Here is a 22,039-nt window from a genome sequence, read left to right on the forward strand (position 1 = left end):
ATGGATCAGAACAGCAAGGTCGCCCTGGTTCAGCGATTCCTCAAACTGCCGGCGAGCCAAGGCCGCCTGTTCCTCGACAAACTCCAGGAAAAAGGCCTGGGCCTGGCCCAGTTGCCGATCCCCACAGGCGCGCGTGACGCCGAGCGGCCACGGCTGTCCTATGCCCAGCAGCGGCAGTGGTTCCTCTGGCAGCTGGACCGCCAGAGCTCGGCCTACCACATCCCCAGCGTGCTGCGCCTGCGCGGCGCCCTGGACCTGCAGGCCCTGCAGTACGCCTTCGACCGCCTGGTCGAGCGCCACGAGGTGCTGCGCACCGCGTTCATCGAGGACGCAGGCGTCGCGACCCAAGCCATCCTGCCGGCCACGCCGCTGGCCATCGACCTGCATGACCTGGGCCAGGCCCAGCCGGATGCCGATGCCTTGCAAGCGCTTGTCGAGGCCGAGATCGCCCGGCCGTTCGACCTGGGCGCTGGCCGCCCGTTGCGGGTGAGCCTGCTGCGCCTGGCCGCGGACGACCATGTGCTGGTGCTGACCCTGCACCACATCGCGGCCGATGGCTGGTCGATGCAGGTGATGGTCGAGGAACTGATCCACCTCTATGGTGGCGGCCAGGCGCTGCCGGCCCTGCCGATCCAGTACGCCGACTATGCCCATTGGCAACGTTGCTGGATGGAGGCCGGCGAAGCGGAGCGCCAGCTCGCCTATTGGACCGAGCAACTGGGTACAGACCCTGTACAGCTGGGGCTGCCGACCGACTACCCGCGCCCGGCCCAGCGCAGCCTTGAAGGCGGGCGCTGCGCCATCGCGCTGCCGTCGGCGGCAGTGCGCGACCTGCAGCGCCTGGCCAAAGACGAGGGGGTGACCTTGTTCGTCGTCCTCCAGGCCTGCCTGCATGCATTGCTGCACCGTTACACCGGGCAGACCGATATTCGCGTCGGCCTGCCGGTGAGCAACCGCAACCGGCCGGAGACCGAGCGCCTGATCGGTTTCTTCGTCAACACCCTGGTGCTGCGTTCGCAATTGGAGGGACGCATGACGTTCCGCACCCTGTTGCGCCAGCTCAAACACCAAGTGCAGCAGGCCCAGACCCATCAGGACCTGCCTTTCGAGCACCTGGTCGAGGCCCTGCAGCCGGAGCGCAGCCTGAGCCAGAGCCCGCTGTTCCAGGTGCTGCACAACCACCAGAGCGAGGCGCGTGGGGAACGCTGGCAGGTGCATGAACAACTGGCCGTCGAAGGCCTGCCCCTGGCCGGATGCCAGAGCAAGTTCGACCTGACCCTGGAAACCTTCGAGCACGGCGAGGCGGTGAGTGCATCGTTCATCTACGCCCGCGATCTGTTCCGCGAGCAGACCCTGGTGCGCATGGCCGGGCATTTCGCACACTTGGTGCAGGTGTTCGCCGAGGCCCCCGACAGCACGCTCGAATCCGTACCGCTTCTGGATGCCGAGGCGCAGCGAACGGTTCAGGCCATCTGCACCGGCGAGGCGGTGGCCGATGCCCCCCAGGGGACCGTGCACGGGCTGATCGAGGCCTTCGCCCGCCAGCAGCCGGATGCCGTGGCGCTGGTGCAGGGCGGGCGACGCCTGACCTATCGCGAGCTGGACCTGCACGCCGAACACTTGGCCGCGCGTCTGGTGGCCCTGGGTGTGGGCCTGGAAAGCTGTGTTGCGTTGCGCGCATCGCGCTCGCTGGAACTGGTGGTGGGCATGCTGGCGATCCTCAAGGCCGGCGGCGCCTACCTGCCCATCGACACCAGCACGCCACGGGCGCGGGTCGGCCAGTTGCTGGCCGAAAGCGCCGCGCCGGTGCTGCTCACCGATGCGCCCTGGATCGCCGAACAGATGGGCGGGTTGCCCGTGCCCAGCCTGGCACTGGATGACGTGCTCACCCAGCCGTGTGAACCCATCGAGCGCCCACGCCCTTCGGTGCTGGCCGACAACCTGGCGTATGTGATCCATACCTCCGGCTCCAGTGGCCAGTCCAAGGGCGTGATGGTCAGCCATGGCGCCTTGCTCGCCTACGTTCACGGGCTCCTGGCACGCATGCCCTGGGCGCAGGCGCGTAACCTGGCATTGGTCTCGACCCCAGCGGCGGACCTTGGGCACACCATGCTGTTCGGCGCCCTGTGCTCGGGCCGCACCCTGTGCCTGGCCGATGACGACCAGGTGCGTGATGCCGAGCGCTTTGCCGGCTTCATGCAGGCCCATGCGGTGGATGCCTTGAAGATCGTGCCGTCGCACCTGGAAGCGCTGCTCGAGACAGCCCAGCCGGCCCAGGTCCTGCCACGCCAGTGCCTGGTGCTGGGCGGCGAGGCGTGCTCGGTGCAGCTGCTGGCGCGCATCCGGGCGGCGGCCCCGCAGTGCCGGGTGATCAACCACTATGGCCCCTCAGAAACCACCGTAGGCGTGATCGCCGGTGCCGTCGAGCCTGGTGGTGCTGGCACACGCATCGCCATGGGCCGGGCCATGCCCCAGGCCCGGGTGCAGCTGCTCGACGACGGCCTGGGCCCGGTGGTGCTGGGCGCCAGCGGCCAGCTGCAGGTGGCCGGGCCGGCCCTGGCCCGCGGTTACCTCGGGCGCGCGGGCCTGACCGCCGAGCGCTTCGTGCCCGACCCTGAGGGGTATCCAGGGGGCCGTGCGTACCGCACCGGCGACCTGGCGCGCATCGGCGACGCTGGCATCGAATACCTGGGGCGCGGCGACGACCAGGTCAAGATCCGTGGTTTCCGCGTCGAACCTGACGATGTCGCCCAGCGTCTGCGTGCGTTGGAAGGTGTCGCGGCGGCGGCGGTGCTGGCGCGCGAGGTCGATGGCAGCCAGCGTCTGGTTGCCTACCTGGTGCCCATGGACGCAACCTTGGTCGAAGCCGGTGAGGGCGCACGCCAGCGGTGGGCCGATGCCGTGCTCGAGGGCTTGCGTCTGCAGGTGCCCGACTACCAGGTGCCGGCCCATGCCGTGGTGCTGGCTGGCCTGCCATTCACCGCCAATGGCAAGCTGGACCGCCGCGCGCTGCCGCCGCCCCGCGCACGCACCGGCGAAGCGTTCGAGGCGCCGCAGGACGCACGCGAGCAGCGCCTGGCCGAGGTTTGGGCTGCGGTGCTCAAGCGTGAGCGGGTAGGGCGCCAGGACAACTTCTTCGAGATCGGCGGTGACTCGATCATCTCCATCCAGCTGGTCAGCCGTGCCCGCCTGCAAGGGCTGCACTTCACCGCCCGTGATGTGTTCACCCACCAGACGGTCTCCGCCTTGGCCAGGGTGGCCCAGGAGGGCGAACCGACGCAGGCCCGCGAACAACCCCCGGTGACCGGCGAGCTGGCGTTGCTGCCGATCCAGCATTGGTTCTTCGAACAGGCCGTCGCCCAACCTGACCACTGGAACCAGTCGGTGCTGCTGGAAGTGCGCAGCCCCCTGGACCCTGCACTGCTGGAGCAGGCCCTGCGAGCCCTGGTTGGGCACCATGATGCCCTGCGCCTGGCATTCACCGAGGGGCGCGCCACGCACTTGACGCTGGAGCAGTTGCGCACGCAGTGGGCCCAGCGCCCTTTGCTGTGGACCACCCAGGTGGATTCGCCACAGGCGCTGGAGGCCGCCTGCAGCGAGGCCCAGGCCAGCCTGCAGTTGGCCCGTGGCGAGCTGCTGCGCGGCCTGCTGGCGGACCTTGGTGACGGCACCCAGCGCCTGCTGCTGGCGATCCACCACCTGGTGGTCGATGGCGTGTCCTGGCGCATCCTGTTCGACGACCTGCAACAGGCCTACCGCCAAGGGGCCGCCGGACAGCCGCTGGCCTTGCCGGCCAGGACCTGCAGCTACCAGCAGTGGGGCCAGCGCCTGGGCGAGCATGCCCGCGGTACCGCCCTCGATACCCTGGCGCACTGGCGCACCCTGGCGGGCAAGGCGAACGAGCTGCCCTGCCGCGACCCGCAGGGCAGCCAGCTGGCGCGCCATGCCCACAGCGTCTACACCCGGCTGGACCGCACGCTCACCCAGCAGCTGCTGCGCCAGGCGCCGGCGGCTTATCGCACGCAGGTCAACGACCTGCTGCTCACCGCCCTGGCCCGCGTGCTGGTGCGTTGGACCGGCCAACCGCAGGTGCTGGTGCAGCTGGAAGGCCATGGCCGCGAAGCGTTGTTCGACGACATCGACCTGTCGCGCACCGTGGGCTGGTTCACCAGCCTGTTCCCGGTGAGCCTGGCTCCGACAGGCGATCTGGGCGAGTCGATCAAGGCGGTCAAGGAGCAGCTGCGCGCCGTACCCGACAAAGGAGTCGGCTTCGGCATCCTGCGCTACCTGGGCGAGCCGCAGGTGCGCGCGGAGCTTGCGGCCTTGCCGCGCCCACGCATCACCTTCAACTACCTGGGGCAGTTCGACGCCAGCCTCGACGCCCGCGACGACCTGTTCCTACCCGCCCGCGAGGGGCGTGGCGCGGAGCAGGGCGAAGGGGCCTTGCTGGGCAACTGGCTGAGCCTCAACGGGCAGGTCTACGACGGTGAGTTGAGCCTTGGTTGGACCTTCAGCCGCGAATGCTTCGACAGCGAGGTCATCGAAGCGCTGGCCCAGGCCTATGGCCAGGAGCTGGCGCTGTTGGTCGAACACTGCATGAACCCAGGCAACCGTGGCCTGACGCCTTCGGACGTGCCCCTGTCGGGGCTCGGCCAGGCGCAACTGGAGCGCCTGGAAGCCGGCGGGCGGGTGATCGACGATGTCTATCCGCTTTCGCCCATGCAGCAGGGCATGCTGTTCCATGCCCTGTACGACGAGGCGCGCCATGAATACGTCAACCAGATGTGGGTGGATGTGCAGGGGCTCGACGAGGCGCGCTTCGTTGCCGCCTGGCAGCAGGTCGTGACCCGTCACGACAGCCTGCGCAGCTGTTTCGATTGGCGCGACGAACCGGCGCAGCAACTGGTCTGCCGCACGTTGCCCGACAGCGTGCGAATCATCGAAAGCGCGACGCAGGCCGACCTGCTGGCCCTGGCCCGCGAAGAACGCGAACACGGCTTCGACCTGGCCCAGGCACCGCTGCTGCGCCTGCTGCTGGTGCGCACCGGGCCTGGCCGTCATCGGTTGATCTACACCAACCACCACATCCTGCTCGACGGCTGGAGCAATGCCCAACTGCTGGGCGAAGTGCTGCAGTGCTACCACGGGCAGTCGCTGGCGCCCCAGCAGGGCCGCTACCGGGACTACATCCAATGGTTGCAAGGCCAGGACCGCAGCCACACCGAGGCCTTCTGGAAGGCGCGCCTGGCGCGCATCCCGGGGCCCACGCACCTGGCCCTGGCCTTCGCCCAGGCTGGCCAGGGTACGCCTGGGCACGCCAATGGCCACACCTACCGCACCTATGACCAGGCGCGCACGCGTGCGCTCGGCGAATTCGCCCGGCGCCACAAAATCACCCTCAATACGCTGATGCAGGCTGCCTGGCTGCTGTTGTTGCAGCGCTATACCGGGCAGGATTGCGTCGCCTTCGGCGCCACCGTGGCGGGCCGCCCGGCGGCGCTGCCCGGCATCGAGCAGCAGGTCGGGCTGTTCATCAACACCTTGCCGGTGATCGCCGAGGTCCAGGGGGGCCAGGCCATGGGCCAATGGTTGCAAGGTATCCAGCAGGAGAACCTGGCGATCCGCGACCACGAGCATACGGCCCTGGTGGATATCCAGCGCTGGGCCGGGCTGGGCGCCACGCCGCTGTTCGACAGCCTGCTGGTGTTCGAGAACTACCCGATCTCCGAGGCGTTGGCGCAGGGCGAGGACAGTACGCTGCGCTTCGGCGAAGTGGTCAACCATGAGCAATCCAACTACCCGCTGTCGCTGGCCATCAGCCTGGGCGAGCAGCTGACCCTGCATTATTGCTTCGACCAGAGCCTGTATGGCGAGCTGGCCATCGAGCAGCTGGCAGACAGCTTCGACAGCCTGCTGCTGCAGGTGCTCCAGGCCTTGCCGCACACGCCGGTCGGCGCCTTGCACGCATGTACGCCTGCCCAGTGCAAGCAGGTCTTGGAGGCCTGGAACGGCCCGGGCCGCGATTACCCGATGCAGCGGCCGGTGCATGCGCTATTCGAGGACTGGGCGGCGCGCACGCCCCATGCTCCGGCCGTGGTGTTCGGTGATCAGTGCCTGGATTACACCACCCTCAACCAGCGCGCCAATCGCCTGGCCGCGGCACTCATCGCCCGGGGCGTGGGCCCCGAAGTGCGGGTGGCCATCGCCCTGGAACGCTCGCCGCGCATGCTGGTGGCTTTGCTGGCGGTGCTCAAGGCCGGCGGCGCCTACCTGCCGCTGGACCCGGAGTACCCGGCCGAACGCCTGGCCTACATGCTCAAGGACAGCGGTGCCGGCTTGCTGCTGAGCGAGGCAATAACCCTCGAACGCCTGCCGACGCAAGGGTTGGAGGTGCTGTTGGTGGATCAGGTCGAAGGCGTCGGTGAGGCTGAAAACCCTCAGGTAGCAGTAGACCCGAACCACCTGGCCTACATCATCTACACTTCCGGCTCCACCGGCCAACCCAAGGGCGTGGCGGTGGCCCACGGGCCGCTGGCCATGCACGTGCAGGCCATCGCCGAGCGCTACGACATGCGCCCGGACGACTGCGAGCTGCACTTCATGTCGTTCGCCTTCGACGGTGCCCATGAGCGCTGGCTGACCTGCCTGACCCAGGGCGCCAGCCTGCTGGTGCGCGACAACACGCTGTGGACGCCGGAGCAGACCTACGCACAGATGAAGGCCCACGGGGTGACCGTGGCGGCCTTCCCGCCAGCGTACCTGCAGCAACTGGCCGAACATGCCGAACGCGAGGGTCAGCCCCCGGCGGTGCGGGTGTACTGCTTCGGTGGCGACGCCGTGCCCCAGGCCAGCTACGAGCTGGCACGCCGGGCCCTGCGCCCGAGCTGGATCATCAACGGCTACGGCCCCACCGAGACGGTGGTGACGCCCTTGCTCTGGAAGGCCGGGCAGGGCACCGAGTGCGGCGCGGCCTATGCGCCCATCGGCGAGCGCGTCGGCCTGCGCAGCGCCTACGTGCTGGATGGCGAACTGAACCTGGTGCCGCAAGGCATCGTGGGGGAGCTGTACCTGGGCGGTGAGGGCCTGGCGCGGGGCTACCTGGGGCGTGCCGGCCTGAGCGCCGAGCGCTTCGTGGCCGACCCGTTCAGCACGGGCGGGCGGCTGTACCGCACCGGTGACCTGGTGCGCCAGCGCGCCGACGGGGTGATCGACTACCTCGGGCGGGTGGACAACCAGGTGAAGATCCGTGGTTTCCGTATCGAACTGGGCGAGATCGAGGCGCGCCTGCTGGAGCAGGCCGGGGTGCGCGAGGCGGTGGTGCTGGCCCGCCCGGGCCTGAGCGGCCAGCAGCTGGTGGCCTACGTGGTGCCCGACGAGGCGGGCGACCCGAGCCTGCGCGAGCGCCTGCGCCAGGCCCTGCGTGCGCGGCTGCCGGACTACATGGTACCGACCGCCTGGCTGCTGCTCGAGCGCCTGCCGCTGACCCCGGCCGGCAAGCTGGACCGCAAAGCCTTGCCCGCACCGGACCTGGCCCAGGCCCAGGCCCAGGACGCCTACGAGGCGCCCCAGGGCGAGCTGGAAACCCGCCTGGCCGAACTCTGGGCCCAGGTGCTCAAGCTCGAACGGGTCGGGCGCACCGACAACTTCTTCGAGCTCGGTGGCGACTCGATCGTCTCCATCCAGCTGGTCAGCCGAGCGCGTGCCCAAGGCCTCCATTTCACCCCCAAGGACCTGTTCAACCAGCAGACCGTACAAGCGCTGGCCCAGGTCGCCCAACATGGGGCGGCGCCCGTGATGATCGAGCAGGCTCCGGCCCGTGGCGAGCAGCCGTTGCTGCCGGTCCAACAGTGGTTCTTCGAACAGTCGATCCCTGACCGTCATCACTGGAACCAGTCGGTCCTGTTGCGCCCGCTGCAGGCGCTGGACGCCGAGCGGCTGGCGCAGGCCCTGCGCGCCCTGGTCATGCATCACGATGCCCTGCGCCTGTGCTTCAGCGAGCAGGCCGGTGGCTGGCAAGCCGAATACCGCAGCGCCGCGCACCTTCCACAGGACCTGCTGTGGTGCGTTCAGGTGGAAGACGCCCAGGCACTGGAGCACGCCTGCGAACAGGCCCAGCGCAGCCTCGACCTGCAGGCGGGGCCGTTGCTGCGCGCCGTGCTGGCGACCCTGGGCGATGGCTCCCAGCGTCTGTTGCTGGCGGTCCACCACCTGGTGGTCGACGGCGTGTCCTGGCGCATCCTCTTCGACGACCTGCAAGCGCTCTATCAGGCGCCGGAAGCTGCCTTGCCCCCACGCACCAGTTCGCTCAAGGTCTGGGCCGAGCGCTTGCAAGCCTGGGCCCTGGGGGCGGGCGCCGACGAGGTGGCGTTCTGGCAGGCGCACCTGGAGGGCAGCGATGATCAACTGCCTTGCGATCACCCCGGTGGCAGCCTGCACGGGCGCTTTGCCGCCAGCGTGCACAACCAGCTCGATACCGACCTGACCCGACGCCTGCTGCAACAAGCGCCGGCGGCCTACCGCACCCAGGTCAACGACCTGCTGCTGACCGCCCTGGCGCGGGTCATCGCGCGCTGGAGCGGGCAGGACCGTGTGCTGGTGCAGCTCGAAGGCCATGGCCGCGAGGACCTGTTCGACGACATCGACCTGACACGCACCGTCGGCTGGTTCACCAGCGTCTTTCCGGTCTGCTTGCGCCCCTGCGCGGACCTGCCGGGGTCGCTCAAGGCGATCAAGGAGCAGCTGCGGGCGATCCCGGGCAAAGGCCTGGGCCTGGGCGTGCTCCAGCGGTTCGCCGACGACACCACCCGCGCGCAACTGGCGGGCCTGCCGCAGCCGCGCATCACCTTCAACTACCTGGGCCAGTTCGATGCCAGTTTCGATCAGGCGCAGGGCCTGTTCGTACCGGCCGAAGAAAGCGCCGGCCGCCAGGAACATGCCGATGCCCCGCTGGGCAACTGGCTGTCGATCGGTTGCCGGGTGTTCGCGGGCGAACTGGGCGTCCACTGGACCTTCAGCCGCGACCTGTTCGACCTGGCCACGGTCGAGCGCCTGGCCGAGGCCTTCCGTGAGGAACTGGCGAGCCTGGTAGCGCACTGCTGCGACGAAACCCAGGGCGGCCTGACCCCTTCGGATGTGCCGCTGGCTGGGCTGGTCCAGGCGCAACTGGACGCCTTGCCGGTGCCGGCACGGCAGGTCGAGGACCTCTACCCGCTGTCGCCCATGCAACAGGGTATGTTGTTCCATGCATTGGCCGATGCCCACAGCGGCGACTACGTCAACCAGATGCATGTGGCGGTCAGCGGCCTGGACGAGCCGCGCATGACGGCGGCCTGGGACGCGGTGCTGATGCAGCACGAAAGCCTGCGCAGCCTGTTCCTCTGGCAGCTGGAGCAGCCCCGGCAATTGGTTTGCCGGCACGTGGCCGGCAGCTTGCAGGTGCTCGACTGGACGCACCGTGACGTATCGGACGCCGATCTTGCGCAACTGGCGCGCCAGGAGCGCGAGCGCGGCTTCAGGCTGGACCAGGCACCCTTGCTGCGCCTGTGCCTCGTGCGCCTGGGCCAGGGGCGTCATCACCTGATCTACACCAGCCACCACATCCTCATGGACGGCTGGAGCAATGCCCAGCTGCTGGGCGAAGTGTTGCAGCGCTACAGCGGCGAGGCGGTTGCCGCGCCGACGGGGCGTTACCGCGACTACATCGCCTGGCTGCAGCGCCAGGACCTGGCCGCCAGTGAAGCCTTCTGGAAAGGCCGGGTGGCCCGGCTGGGGGCACCGACCGCACTGGCCCAGGCGCTGCCCAAGCCTGCCGGCTCGGGCCATGGCGACTACTACCGCACCCTGGATGCAGTGCACTGCGAGTGCCTGGAACGGTTCGCGCGGCAGCAGAAAGTCACCCTCAACACTTTGCTCCAGGCCGCCTGGCTGGTGCTGTTGCAGCGCTACACCGGTCAGCAGACGGTGGCCTTCGGCGCCACCGTGGCGGGTCGCCCACCGGAGCTGCGCGGTATCGAGCGGCAGGTGGGGTTGTTCATCAACACCCTACCGGTGATCGCAACGCCGGACCTCGACCAACCGTTGTTGCCTTGGCTGCAGCAGTTGCAGCAAGACAACCTCGCGGCCCGTGAGCACGCGCACACGCCGCTGTTCGAGATCCAACGCTGGGCAGGCCAGAGCGGCGTAGCACTGTTCGACACGCTGCTGGCCTTCGAGAACTACCCAGTGTCCGAAGCGCTGGCCCAGGGGCCGGACATCGGCCTGGTGTTCGGCGAGGTACACAATCAGGAGCAGACCAGCTATCCGCTGTGCCTGGCGGTCAACCTGGGCGCGCAGCTGTCGTTGCATTTCAGCTATGACCAGGCGTGTTTCGACGGTGCCACCGTGGCGCAGATCGCAGGCAGCCTGGAGACGCTGCTGGCGCAATTGGCCCAGGGCGATGCACAGACGCGCCTTGGCGAACTGACCCTGTTGTCGTGCGCTGCGGCCGAGGACCAGCAGCTTGCCTGGAACTCGACGTCCGTGGCGTATGACCTGGCGTGCACCGTGCATCAACGCTTCGAGCGGCAGGCCGCGGCCCAGCCCCATGCCCCGGCCCTGACCTTCGCTGGCCAGCAACTGAGCTACGCCGAACTCAACGCCCGGGCCAACCAACTGGCGCACCTGTTGATCGCCCGTGGCGTGGGGCCGGATGTGCGGGTCGGCATCGCCGCCGAACGTTCGCTGGAGATGGTGGTGGGCCTGCTGGCCATCCTCAAGGCCGGTGGCGCCTACGTGCCGCTGGACCCGGAATACCCGCGCGAGCGCCTGGCCTACATGCTCGAGGACAGTGGCGTGAAGCTGCTGCTGACCCAGCGCCGGCTGTTGGCCGAGCTGCCGGTGGAGGGCGTCGACTGCCTGCTGCTCGATGCGCTTGAGCGGGATGCGCAGCCGACCCACAACCCGGACGTGGCGGTGGACGGCGAAAACCTGGCCTACGTGATCTACACCTCAGGCTCCACCGGCAAGCCCAAGGGGGCCGGCAACCGCCATGCCGCGCTGGTCAACCGCCTGTGCTGGATGCAGGAAGCGTACGGGCTGACCACGGCAGACACGGTGCTGCAGAAGACCCCGTTCAGCTTCGACGTGTCGGTGTGGGAGTTCTTCTGGCCCTTGATGGAAGGCGCACGGCTGGTGCTGGCGGCGCCGGGCGCGCACCGCGACCCGGCGCGCCTGGTCGAGCTGATCGAGGCCGAGGCGGTGAGCACGCTGCACTTCGTGCCGTCGATGCTGCAAGCGTTCCTGCAAGACCCGGGTGTCGAACGTTGCCGCAGCCTGCGGCGCATCGTCTGCAGCGGCGAGGCGCTGCCGGTGGATGCGCAGCAGCAGGTGCTGGCGCGGCTGCCGTGGGCCGGGCTGTACAACCTGTACGGCCCGACCGAGGCGGCCATCGACGTGACCCACTGGACGTGCCTGGACGAAGGCCGCGACAGTGTGCCGATCGGCCGCCCGATCGCCAACCTGGCCTGCCATATCCTGGATGCGAGCCTGGAGCCGGTCCCGGCGGGTGTGCTGGGCGAGCTGTACCTGGCCGGCGTGGGCCTGGCGCGGGGTTACCACCGCCGCCCGGGGCTGAGCGCCGAACGCTTCGTTGCCAGCCCGTTCGTGGCGGGGGAGCGGATGTACCGCACCGGCGACCTGGCGCGCTACCGGCCTGATGGGGTGATCGAATACGCCGGTCGCCTGGATCACCAGGTCAAGCTGCGCGGCCTGCGTATCGAGCTGGGCGAGATCGAGGCCCGACTGCTGGAGCATGCGTGGGTGCGCGAGGCGGTGGTGGTCGCCGAGGACGGCAAGCGCCTGCTCGGCTATGTGGTGCTGGCCGACGCGCACGCGGGTTGGCAGCAAGTGTTGGCTGATCATCTGGCCGGGCACTTGCCCGAGTACATGGTGCCGAGCCAATGGCAGGCCCTGGCGCGCATGCCGCTGAGCCCGAACGGCAAGCTGGAGCGGCGCGCCTTGCCGAAGATCGAGGCGGGGGCCCAAGCGGCCTACGTGGCGCCACAAGGCGAGCGGGAACAGGCCCTGGCCGAGGTCTGGGCGCAGGTGCTGCAGGTGCCGCAGGTCGGGCGCGACGACAACTTCTTCGAGTTGGGTGGCCATTCGCTGCTGTCGCTCAAGCTGCTCGACGCCCTGCGTCGGCAGTTGGGCATCGAGGTGTCGCTGAGCCGCTTCATGGCCAACCCGAGCGTTGCCCGCCTGGCCGCGAGCCTGGCCTCACCGGCTGCGCAGGAACCTTCGTTGCTGGTGCACCTGGGGGGCGACCCGGGGTGCCAACCGTCGTTGTTCTGCTTCCATCCCAGCTACGGCTCGGTCTATTGCTACCAGCCGTTGGCCCAGGCCGTGCGCGACCTGTTCTGCGTGCAAGGGGTGGTGTGCGAGGCGTTCGTCCAGGGGCACTGGCAACCCACCACCTGGGACGCCATGGTGCAGCGCTACACCCGCCAGTTGCTCCAGGCCCAGCCCGAGGGGCCGTTCCACCTGCTGGGTTGGTCGCTGGGCGGCAACCTGGCGATGAGCGTGGCACGGCAACTGGAGCTGGCCGGACGAGAAGTGGCCTTCCTGGGCATGCTCGACGCACCGCCACCGGCCGCGGTGAAACCGTTCTGGGACCTGCTCGCCGAGGCCAAGGCCCAGGCGCCGGACCATGAACAGGACGATCACGGTCAGGGGCGTGTGGCATTGCTGTCGCTGCTGTTCCCCGAGCGTGAAGCCCAGTTCCGCGACCTGGCCGCCAGCCTGGTCGGCCTGCCGCTGGAGACGGTGCAGGCGCAGGTGCTGGCCTGGACGCGTCGGGAATTGCCGGAGCAGTTCGAGCTGATCGAGGGGCTGATCCTGCAGAACCGTGACCTGGACAACGCCCTGCGCATCAAGCCACAGCTCGATGCCTTGTTGCAGGCGTTCCGCTATGAGCCAACCGAGGTCGCCCCGGCCTGCTGGTGGGCCGGCCGCGACAAGCCGCAGGCGTTGGTCGAGGTCATCGAGGCGCATCTGGAGCAGGCCCTGGCGCCGGTGGCGTTGGCCCACTCACAGGTGCTCGACAGCGACCATGACCAGATCGTCAACAGCGCGCAGTGGCTGGCATCGCTGCGGCGGTTGCTGGAGCGCAGCTTGCAAAGCGCATGAGCCTGTCAGATCGAGCGCCGCCCGCGCGGCGCTCGATCTTATGGGCTGCACCCGTCTGAAGCCCCACACACAGGAATCGCGGGCCCGCTGATTTAGCGGCAATGGCTGTCGATCAGTGCTTTGGTCGACGTGGACAGCGCGTCGCTGAAGGCCTTGAGCGCAGGCGGCAGGTCGCCTTCTTGGGCGGCCACATGGCTGTTGATCACATCCTGGGCCTGCTTGAGCCGGGGGTTGCTGTTGAGCACGATTTCCCGGGCCGAAAGTTCCTTGAGCAGGTTCAGGCACAGGTGGCGCCCTTGCTCGGAAATGCCCACATACAGCGAGATGAGGTGCTCGTTGGTCTGTACCCTGATGAAACGCACGTGCTCGGCGAACGTATGGAACCGCGGGTGGTACATCTCGGTGAAGGCGCCAGGTTGCGGATAGGCTTCCTGGCCCTTTTTCTTTTCATCGGCCCAGACCGCGTCGGACTTGATCTGATTGCAGTCGAAGCACGCCACCGCCAGGTTCCAGAAATGGAAGGTGTACTGGACGAAATCGACCCGTGGCAGGATGTGTTCGATGGGCTTGGCGTGGGCGATGTTGACCAACGGGCGCTGGCAATAGCAGCACAGGTGGTTTTGTTCTTTTTCCAGGAAACTGCGCAAGGCCTTGCGGATCGAGGGGCCGGTCACGCCCGAGGTCTGGTGCTGTTTGAATTTGCTCAGTTCGGTCCACAGGTCGGTCGTAGACGGAGCCAGCCCTTTTCTACGGCGTTCGAACTCGGCGATGGCCCGTTGTTTTTGCTCGAGCAGGTGCTTCCATGCCTGTGGCCGGTGTATCGCCCGCTCATGACAGTCATCCTTGTAGCGGGCCTCTACGGCATCCATCTGTTTCTGGGTCAAATCAGCCATGGTGGGGCTCGCTTTGCGCACGCAGCATAAGAATCGCGCCCAAGGTCTTTTCAATCAGGTCGATGTCGTTGGCCGGGCGTGTGTCGCTACCGGTCTGGCCGCTCTTGCGAATGGTCGCCTTGAACGCCTCGAGCTTCTCGATGGCTTCGTTGGCCTGGTCAACGACGCCGGCCTGTTCATTCGCCGCCTCGATCAGCGAGGCCACCAGCTTGGCGCAGCGTTCATGCACCTCGCGGTTGTGCGGGGTGTAGGTTTCGAAACCATCCATCAGCAAGGTTTCGACCGAATGGCGTTCCTCGACGGGGATCTCCTCCAGCTCTCCGACCCTGGATACGTAGCAGATGTCCTGTGCGGCGGCGTTGGCGATCAGGATAGGCGAGTGGGTGGCGACCACGAAGGCGATCTGCAGGCGTTCGCTCAGCACGCTCAAGACCCGAGGGAGCCGCTGCTGCCAACTGACGTGCAGGCTGATTTCGGGTTCGTCGATCAGGAAGGTGGCATCCCTGGTGGCCGATGCGATGATCCGGGTCAGCAGGTTGAGGATGCCTTGCTCGCCGGAGCTGAGATTGTCGAAGGGGATGGTCCGGTGGCCTTCGCGGATGAAGTTCACAGCGTAATGCTTGACCAGGCCCTTTTCTGTATTGAGGTACGCCCGGTCATCGTTGTCTGACAAATCCAGGGTATTGGGGCGCCGGTTTCCTTCCGGGTCATAGCTGAGTTCGGACTTCAGGATCAGGTAGATCTTGGGGTTGAAGCCGATCAACTCCAGGCATTCGCTGAGTAGCTGGACGTGAGTGCCGTCCTGCGAGATGGCCACTATTTCCTTGGCAATCGTGTTTTTGCGCGCACCTTTGTAGGTAAAGAGATGGCCTTCATCAGGAAAACGATCGGCATGGGACATGGGCAGGCCAATGGTGCGTTTCCTGGCCGCCTGCAACTGATGGACGATATCCCTGAGCAGGAAGCTTTTGCCTTCGCCGTTGTTGCCGATGACGTAGATGCAGCGGTGGCTGTCGCTGCGCTCCAGTGCCTGGGCGATCAATCGACTGTTATCCGACAATGCCGGCCGTGAGGGCTCGCCAGGTGGGGCCTTGAGGTAGGGGCGGCTGGCCAGGCGTGTCTTGCCGATGAGCTTCGGTCTTTTGTCCACGGCATTGCACAGCCCGACGATCGGGCGGAAGCCATCATGGAAGTAGCTGTTGACGAACTTCAATACATCGCGAGAAAGAAAGTCCAGATGGCTATGCGCTGCACGGCCTTGCCAGAGGTTGTAGATACAGCCGGCCAGCAGCATGCGCTCGATACCGTCCAGAGGGGGCAGTGCGCTGTTCGAAAGGGAGACATCGATGTACAGCGTATCGCGCTGGGGCGGCTGGGTATTGATGATGATCGCGGTGCAGTGGTCCGAGGGCGTGGGCAGGCTGCTGAAATCGATCAGTGCCTCGATGTGCGCCCGGCTCTCGGTCAGCGCGAGCAAGCGCTTCCATGTGTCGGTCGTCTCTGCACGGGTCCAGTTCACGATCAGCACCAGCCGGGCATTGCCGATCTCCAACACGTTCTCGAGCGTTGACAGCAGCGTTGTGTGATCGGCGAGCGGCCAGTCCAGCAGGTAGGTCGGCTGGCCGAAGCGGTAGTCCAGGGCATGGGTGAACCTGGCATCGATGCCATTGGCCGCCAGGCGCAGGCTGATGAGATTTCGATGGCGGTCGGATAGGTTCTTGGACATGGGAAACGATGGTTTGGGCGACTTGCCCAGCAACCCGAGTGAGAGTTCGGCGGTGTTGGGAAGCGCTTCGAACAACGGGGTCGACAACGTCGCTTGCAGGGTGCCGACCAATGCGGCGACCAGTTTCGGGTGGCGGTAATCGATACCGACTTCCTGCGAAATGGATCTGGCGGCCAGGTGAGTAATCAGGAACGCAGTATCTTTGCGTGATTTGAGAAGCCGTTCGGCCTTGTTCTTCAACTGATTATGGATATCGATAGCGACCTGCTCGAGCAACGGATCGTCCATCAGCCATGTCGCGAATTGGTATTGGTCGAAGGTAGGCACCCCGGTACGGGCGACCGCAACCAGCATCAGTAGGAGTCGAGCATCCTGCGAAAGATCGGTAATCGCTTTCACGTCCTGTTCGAGCGCTTCGATCAACTTCTCTGCCGCGATTTCGCGGTCGTCATGGTACATGGTGGGGTCCTGATCGTGTGGAAGAGCGCTTCCGTGGCCGGTAGTGGCTCGTGGCCATCAAGGCGCTATTTGATCAGGTTTGTCCGGTTGGATTCAATGACGCAGGGGGTCGCGTTGCGGCCCTTTCGCGGCACAAGGCCGCTCCTACAGAGCTCTGCGTACGCCTGTAGGAGCGGCCTTGTGCCGCGAAAGGGCTGCGCAGCAGCCCCAGGTTTTCGATCAGTAGCTGTACTTCAAGGTCATCAGCACATTACGCGGGTCGCCATAGAAGTTGTGGTCGTAGTCGATGGCCGAGTAGTACTTCTTGTCGAAAATGTTGTTGACGTTCAGCGCCGCCGACAGGTTCTTGTCGATCTGGTAGGCGATGCGGCCGTTCCAGATCGAATAGCCACCTTGTTCGCGTCCGTAGTAGCCAAACCCTGCGGAAGAGCTCTGGCTGTTGACACCGGCACCCACCGAGAACTTGCTCCAGTCACCCGGCAACTGGTAGTTCGCCCAGGTGCGCAGGATGTGCTTGGGCGTCTGGGTGTTGGCCGAGATGTTGCCGGCGGTCGCCGGCTCCTCGTCCTTGTACTTGAGCAGGTTGAGGGTGTAGGCGGCATACAGCTGCAGGCCTTCGGCCACCTCGCCGCTGACCTCGGCCTCGAAACCGCGGCTCAGGATGGTACCGGAGGGGCGATAGCAGGTACCGCCGCAAGAGGCGTTGGCCACATCGCTCGGGATGCTGGCATCCGGCATCGGGATGTTGTCCTGCTCCATCTGGTACAGCGCGAAGGTGGTGATCAGGCGGCCTTCGTTGTGTTCGCCCTTCAGGCCGATCTCGTAGCTCTTGCCGGTGCGCGGGTCGAGCAGGCTGCCCTCGGCGGTGCGCTGGGTCTGCGGCTTGAAGATCTCGGTGTAGCTGGCGTACGCGTTCCAGGTCGGGTCGAGCTTGTACACAAGGCCGGCATAGGGGGTGACCTTGCCGTGCTTCTGCGCCACGCTACGGCTGGCACCCCAGGGGCCGTCGGAGGTGAACACGGTGCGGAAGTCCGACACCCGGCTGCCGACGATCAGCGACAGGTCGTCGGTCAGCGCGTAGTTGGCGACGCCGTAGACGCCTTTCTGGGTGGAGTCGTAGGCATCGTCCCATTTGTTGGCCGCGTAGATCGACTCATCGCTCGGCTCCTCGCGGTTGGGCACGTAGTTGAAGATATCGATCGGCCTGACCCAGTTGTAGCGTGCGCCCCACACATCATGGCTCTTGAGCTTGGAGGCGTTGGCACCGAAGGTCAGGCCGAGCTTGCGGCCGAACAGTTCGGTATCGCCGCTGGCATTGATGTCGCCGCCCCAGTGCTCGGAGAAGTAGTCGAAGACATAGGCATCGCCCACCAGGGTATTGGGTGGGCCGAGGCGGCCACGGCGCTGCAGGTACTTGAAGTCGTTGAACTCTCGGACATTGATGAAGGTGCCCTTGAGCTTCCAGCTGTCGTTGAGCTGGTGGGCGATGTCCAGGTAGTAGGTGTCCTGGGTCTTGTCCCAGTTGTCCCAGGTGGTGCCCAGGTAGGTCGAGCGGCCCAGCTTGGGCATCGAGCCATCGCTGTAGTTGGGAATGCCCATGAAGTTGGGGGTGGCATCCACCCGCTCGTGGCTGTAGCCGATGCCGACGGTGGTGTCGGGCGTCAGGTCGTAGTCGAGCGCTGCGTAGATCGTCTGGTTGTCGGAGCCGACATAATCGACGAAGGAATTGGCCGTGTCGTAGTCCAGGACGATGCGACCGCGCAGCTTGCGTTGCGCATCCAGCGCCCCGGCCGCATCCACCTGGGCGCCGTAGCGATCCCAGCTGCCGGCCTTGGCGGTGATGTTGAGCAGCGGCTCGGCGGTAGGGCGCTTGCGCACCAGGTTGACCGCACCTGAAGGATCGCCACCGCCCTCGAGCAGGCCCTGCGGGCCACGCAGCACTTCGACGCGGTCGAGGATGGCGGTCTGGCCGCCGAAGCTAGAACCTCGGGCATACAGCTGGCGCTCCAGGGGTACGCCATCGTATTGGAAACTGTTGATGAAGAAGCCGCGGGAATAGAACTGGTGGCCGGTGAACGACGGCACGGCGGTGATGCCGGGGGAGGCGAGCAGGGCCTCGGTGACATTGGTGATGTCCTGGTCCTGCATGCGCTGCTGGGTGACCACGCTCACCGACTGTGGGATCTCCTTGATGCTCTTGACGCCCTTGCCGATGGTGGTCATGGGCGAGGCGTAGGAGTGGGAGCCCTCGGTGGTGACGGTCATCTGCCGGCTGCTGATCAATACATTGTCCAGGTTGACCACGTCCGCTTCGGCCCGGGACGTGTTGAGGATGACCGTGTCGCCAGTGATCTGGTAACGGATGTCGGTGTGCTGCAGCAGGCGGTCGAGTACCTGGCTCGGTTCCATCTCGCCCTGCACGGCAGCCACGCGCGCGTCCTTGATCGCCTCGGGGCTGTAGAGGATCTGCAGGTTGGCCTGGCGGCCCAGGTCCTGCAACGACTTCGACAGGCTCTGGGCCGGGATGTCGATCGCCACCGGGTGCGCGTTGGCCTGGCAGGCGTAGCCGAGCACGACAGCGGCGGCCAGGGTCAGCAAGGGGCGACGTGGGGCTAGGGTGGTGGTTCTACGGGGTGGGTTGATGCGCATGGATGCTATCCGTCAAGTGCTGGCGTATGTAATTGAGAATTGTTATTGGTAGTGAGACGCATGCCCGCCGAAAAGCCGGAAACTTTTTTTCAAATTCGTGGCGGGCAAGAAAAAGCCCCTGGCTGCTAGACCAGGGGCTTGTCGGGGGAAGGTCAGGCCAGGGCTTTTTCGCTGACGACCTGGCCGCTGTCCATCACCACCAGTTGGTCGGCGATGTCGAAATAGCGGTCATCATGGCTGATCACGATGAGGGTCTTGCCCAGGCGCTTGAGCTCTGGCAACAGCTCGGTATAGAAGATACGGCGGAAGGCCGGGTCCTGGTCGGCGGCCCATTCGTCGAACACCAGCACCGGCCGTTCCTCCAGCCAGGCGCTGACCAACGCCAGGCGCTTGCGCTGCCCGGTGGACAGGTCGGTGGTGGTGAAGGCATCGTCCTTGACCCTCACCTTGTGGCTGATCTCCAGGCGTTCGAGGTAGCGGTTGGCATCCTCGGGCACGTGCCGTTCGCCCTCGACCACCTCATCGAACAGGTAGTAGTCGGCGAAGATGGTGGTGAACAGCTGGCGATAGTCATCCCTGTCGCCGCTGCCGACCACCACCCCATTGAGGCGCACTTCGCCGGACTGCGGCGCGTACAGGCCCAGCAGCAGCTTGATCAGCGTGGTCTTGCCGCCGCCGTTCTGGCCGACGATGAAGACGATCTCGCCCTGCTCGATGCGCAGGTTGACCGGCCCCAGGCAGAAGGGCGTGCTGCCTTCGGCTGCCGGGAAGCTGTAGCGCACATCCTTGAGCTCCAGGCTGTGCAAGGCGGTGGCGCCTGGGCGTTGGTCATCGAGCAACAGGTGTGGCTCGGGGGAGGAGAACTGCTCCGAGAGCTCGGCGATGCGGCGAAAGGCGATCTGCGCCCGGCTGATGATCGGCAGGGTCACCACCAAGTGCTCAAGCGGGCCTTTCATGTACAGCAGGACCAGCACGAAGCCGCTCATCACCGTCTTGTCGCTCGACGGCCACAGCGACTGCAGGGCAAGCGCCAGGCCGATCACCACGAAGAACAGCATCGAGCCGAAGGTCTTGGCCACCACGAACACATTGATCGCGCGCACCTGGATGTCGCGGATGCCATTGGCGGTGCGGCGGATGCGCTGGGTGTACATGCGCTGGCGGCGTGGCCGATGGATACGCAGCTCCTTGGCGCCTTCGGCGAGCGCAGCGTAGTGCTTCTGCAGCTCGTCCTCGGCATCCCGGGCGGCCAGGAAGCCCTTGATGCCTTTACGCCGGGCCAGGTACTGGACGCCGATGCCGATGCCGATGGCCACCAGGATCATCAGGAACATCGGCCAGGACAACAGGGCCAGGTAGCCCAGGCAGCCCAGGGTCACCGTCAGCGAGATCGCCAGCGGCGCGAAGGCGAAGGCGAAGTCGCTGATGGTGTCCACGTCGTGGGTCAGCACCGGGATCAGACGGTGGCTGCGGTAGCCCTCGATCTGCGCGATCGGCGCCGACAGCACCTTTTCGCCCAGGGTCAGGCGCAGGCGGGCGATGATGTGCTGGCCAACATAGTTGGTGCCGATGTCCGACAGGATCGAACTGGTCAGCGCCAACAGGCACAGGCCGGCGAACAGCCCAACCACATGTTGGCTGAGCCCGCCCTCGGCGTGCAGGGCGCCATTGATGGTCGCCAGCAGCACGGTGACGCTCAGCCCGCCGACCATGCCCAGCAGGATCGACAGGCTCACCACCGTGCGAAACGGTCTGAGCAGGGCCAGCAGCTCGCGCAAGGCCCCGCGTGATTGCTTGGTCATTGGCAGGCTCCGCTCAGGCGCGGCTCAGGGCTGCGAGCGGCTGTGCGCCGAGGGCGTGACGGCTCAGGTCCTGGTAGAGCGCCTGACCGATTTCCGCGGCGCGTACCGGCAGCACCGACAACAGCGTATCGCTCAAGCCATGGGACGCTTCGCAAAAGCCCTGCAGGTACACCGAGGCGCGCAGGTCGGGCGTTGCCAGGGCGCGGTAGTTGCGGTCGACCTCGAAATCCTTCAGGTGCTGTTGCAGGGGCGCCAGCAGCTCGCGATGGGAGCGGCGCTCGTAGCCGGTGGCGAGGATCACCGCGTCGTAGCGATGGGTCTGGCGCACGTCGGTGGCCAGGTCGCGCAGGGTCAGTTCGATGCCCTCGGGTGTACCCACCACGTCCTCGATGGTGCGCCGGCACAGCACGGCATGGCGCGGGGTATGGGCGACCTTCTGGCGGTAGAGGATGCCGTAGATACGCTCGATCAAGTCGACATCGACTACCGAATAGTTGGTGTTGTGGTATTCGGCGATGAGCTTGTCGCGCACCGGGCGCGGCTGGTTGAACACAAGGTCGGTGTATTCGGGGGCGAAGATCTCGTTGACGAAGGGGCTGTCGTCGGCAGGCTTGAGCGCCGAGGCCCGCAGGATCATGTCGACCTTGACCGATGGGTAGCTGTCGTTGAGGTCGATGAAGGCTTCCGCGGCGCTCTGGCCCGAGCCGACCACGGCGATGCGCATCGGTTTGCCCTCGTTGCACGGCAGGCGACCGAGCGCGCTCAGGTACTGGGAATGGTGGAACACTCGCGCATCGTCCTTGAAGGCGTGGAACGCCGGTGGGATCTTCGGCGTGCCGCCGCTGCCGACCACCACCGACCGGGCCCGGCGCTGATGCTCGCGGCCATGCTGGTCGCGCGAGACCAGGCGCAGGTGGTCGACCCGGCCCTCGTGCAGCTCAGGCTCGATGCGCAGCACTTCCTCGCCATACACCGCCTGGGTGGCGAAGTGCTCGGCGGCCCAGCGCAGGTAGTCGTTGTACTCCAGGCGGCAGGGGTAGAAGGTGCCCAGGTTGATGAAGTCGGCCAGGCGCTGCTTCTGGTGCAGGTAGTTGACGAAACTGTAGGGGCTGGTGGGGTTGCGCAGCGAAACCAGGTCCTTGAGGAAGGAGATCTGCAGCTCGCTCTGGGTGGCCAGGGTGTTGCCATGCCAGCGGTAGTCGCTCTGCTTGTCGATGAACAGGGCGTCGAGTGCATGGCCGTTGGTTTCGGCGAGCTCTTCCAGTGCAATGGCCAGGGCCAGGTTGGAAGGGCCGAAGCCTACGCCGATGAGGTCGTGGATTTTTTCGGGGCTAGCGGTCTGGCTCATG

At 66.4% G+C, this 22,039-nt stretch carries 6 protein-coding genes; 1 reads left to right on the plus strand and 5 read right to left on the minus strand.

The window, feature by feature from the left end; translation table 11 throughout:
* On the plus strand, positions 1 to 13,161 hold the full coding sequence (locus ACXHGZ_RS08965; protein WP_480463409.1) for a non-ribosomal peptide synthase/polyketide synthase: 13,161 nt from the start codon (positions 1 to 3) through the stop codon (positions 13,159 to 13,161).
* A gap of 92 nt (positions 13,162 to 13,253) precedes the next feature.
* Here ACXHGZ_RS08965 and ACXHGZ_RS08970 read toward each other — a convergent pair whose 3' ends face one another.
* From ACXHGZ_RS08970 to ACXHGZ_RS08990, 5 genes are all read right to left on the minus strand, one after another.
* The gene (locus ACXHGZ_RS08970) at positions 13,254 to 14,054 is read right to left on the minus strand and encodes an HNH endonuclease (protein ID WP_480463410.1); all 801 of its coding nucleotides are present in this window, start codon (positions 14,052 to 14,054) and stop codon (positions 13,254 to 13,256) included.
* The gene (locus ACXHGZ_RS08975; protein ID WP_480463411.1) at positions 14,047 to 16,239 is read right to left on the minus strand and encodes an AAA family ATPase; all 2,193 of its coding nucleotides are present in this window, start codon (positions 16,237 to 16,239) and stop codon (positions 14,047 to 14,049) included. Before ACXHGZ_RS08975 ends, ACXHGZ_RS08970 begins: the two co-directional genes overlap by 8 nt.
* Before the next feature lie 219 nt (positions 16,240 to 16,458).
* Complete coding sequence (locus ACXHGZ_RS08980; protein ID WP_480463413.1) at positions 16,459 to 18,888, minus strand: TonB-dependent siderophore receptor; 2,430 nt, start codon at positions 18,886 to 18,888, stop codon at positions 16,459 to 16,461.
* 152 nt (positions 18,889 to 19,040) lie between these two features.
* Complete coding sequence (locus ACXHGZ_RS08985) at positions 19,041 to 20,690, minus strand: cyclic peptide export ABC transporter (RefSeq protein WP_480463415.1); 1,650 nt, start codon at positions 20,688 to 20,690, stop codon at positions 19,041 to 19,043.
* Between the two features lie 13 nt (positions 20,691 to 20,703).
* Complete coding sequence (locus ACXHGZ_RS08990) at positions 20,704 to 22,038, minus strand: lysine N(6)-hydroxylase/L-ornithine N(5)-oxygenase family protein (RefSeq protein WP_480463417.1); 1,335 nt, start codon at positions 22,036 to 22,038, stop codon at positions 20,704 to 20,706.
* Between the last annotated feature and the right edge of the window lies 1 nt (position 22,039).

Source organism: Pseudomonas shiyinii, assembly GCF_056725765.1.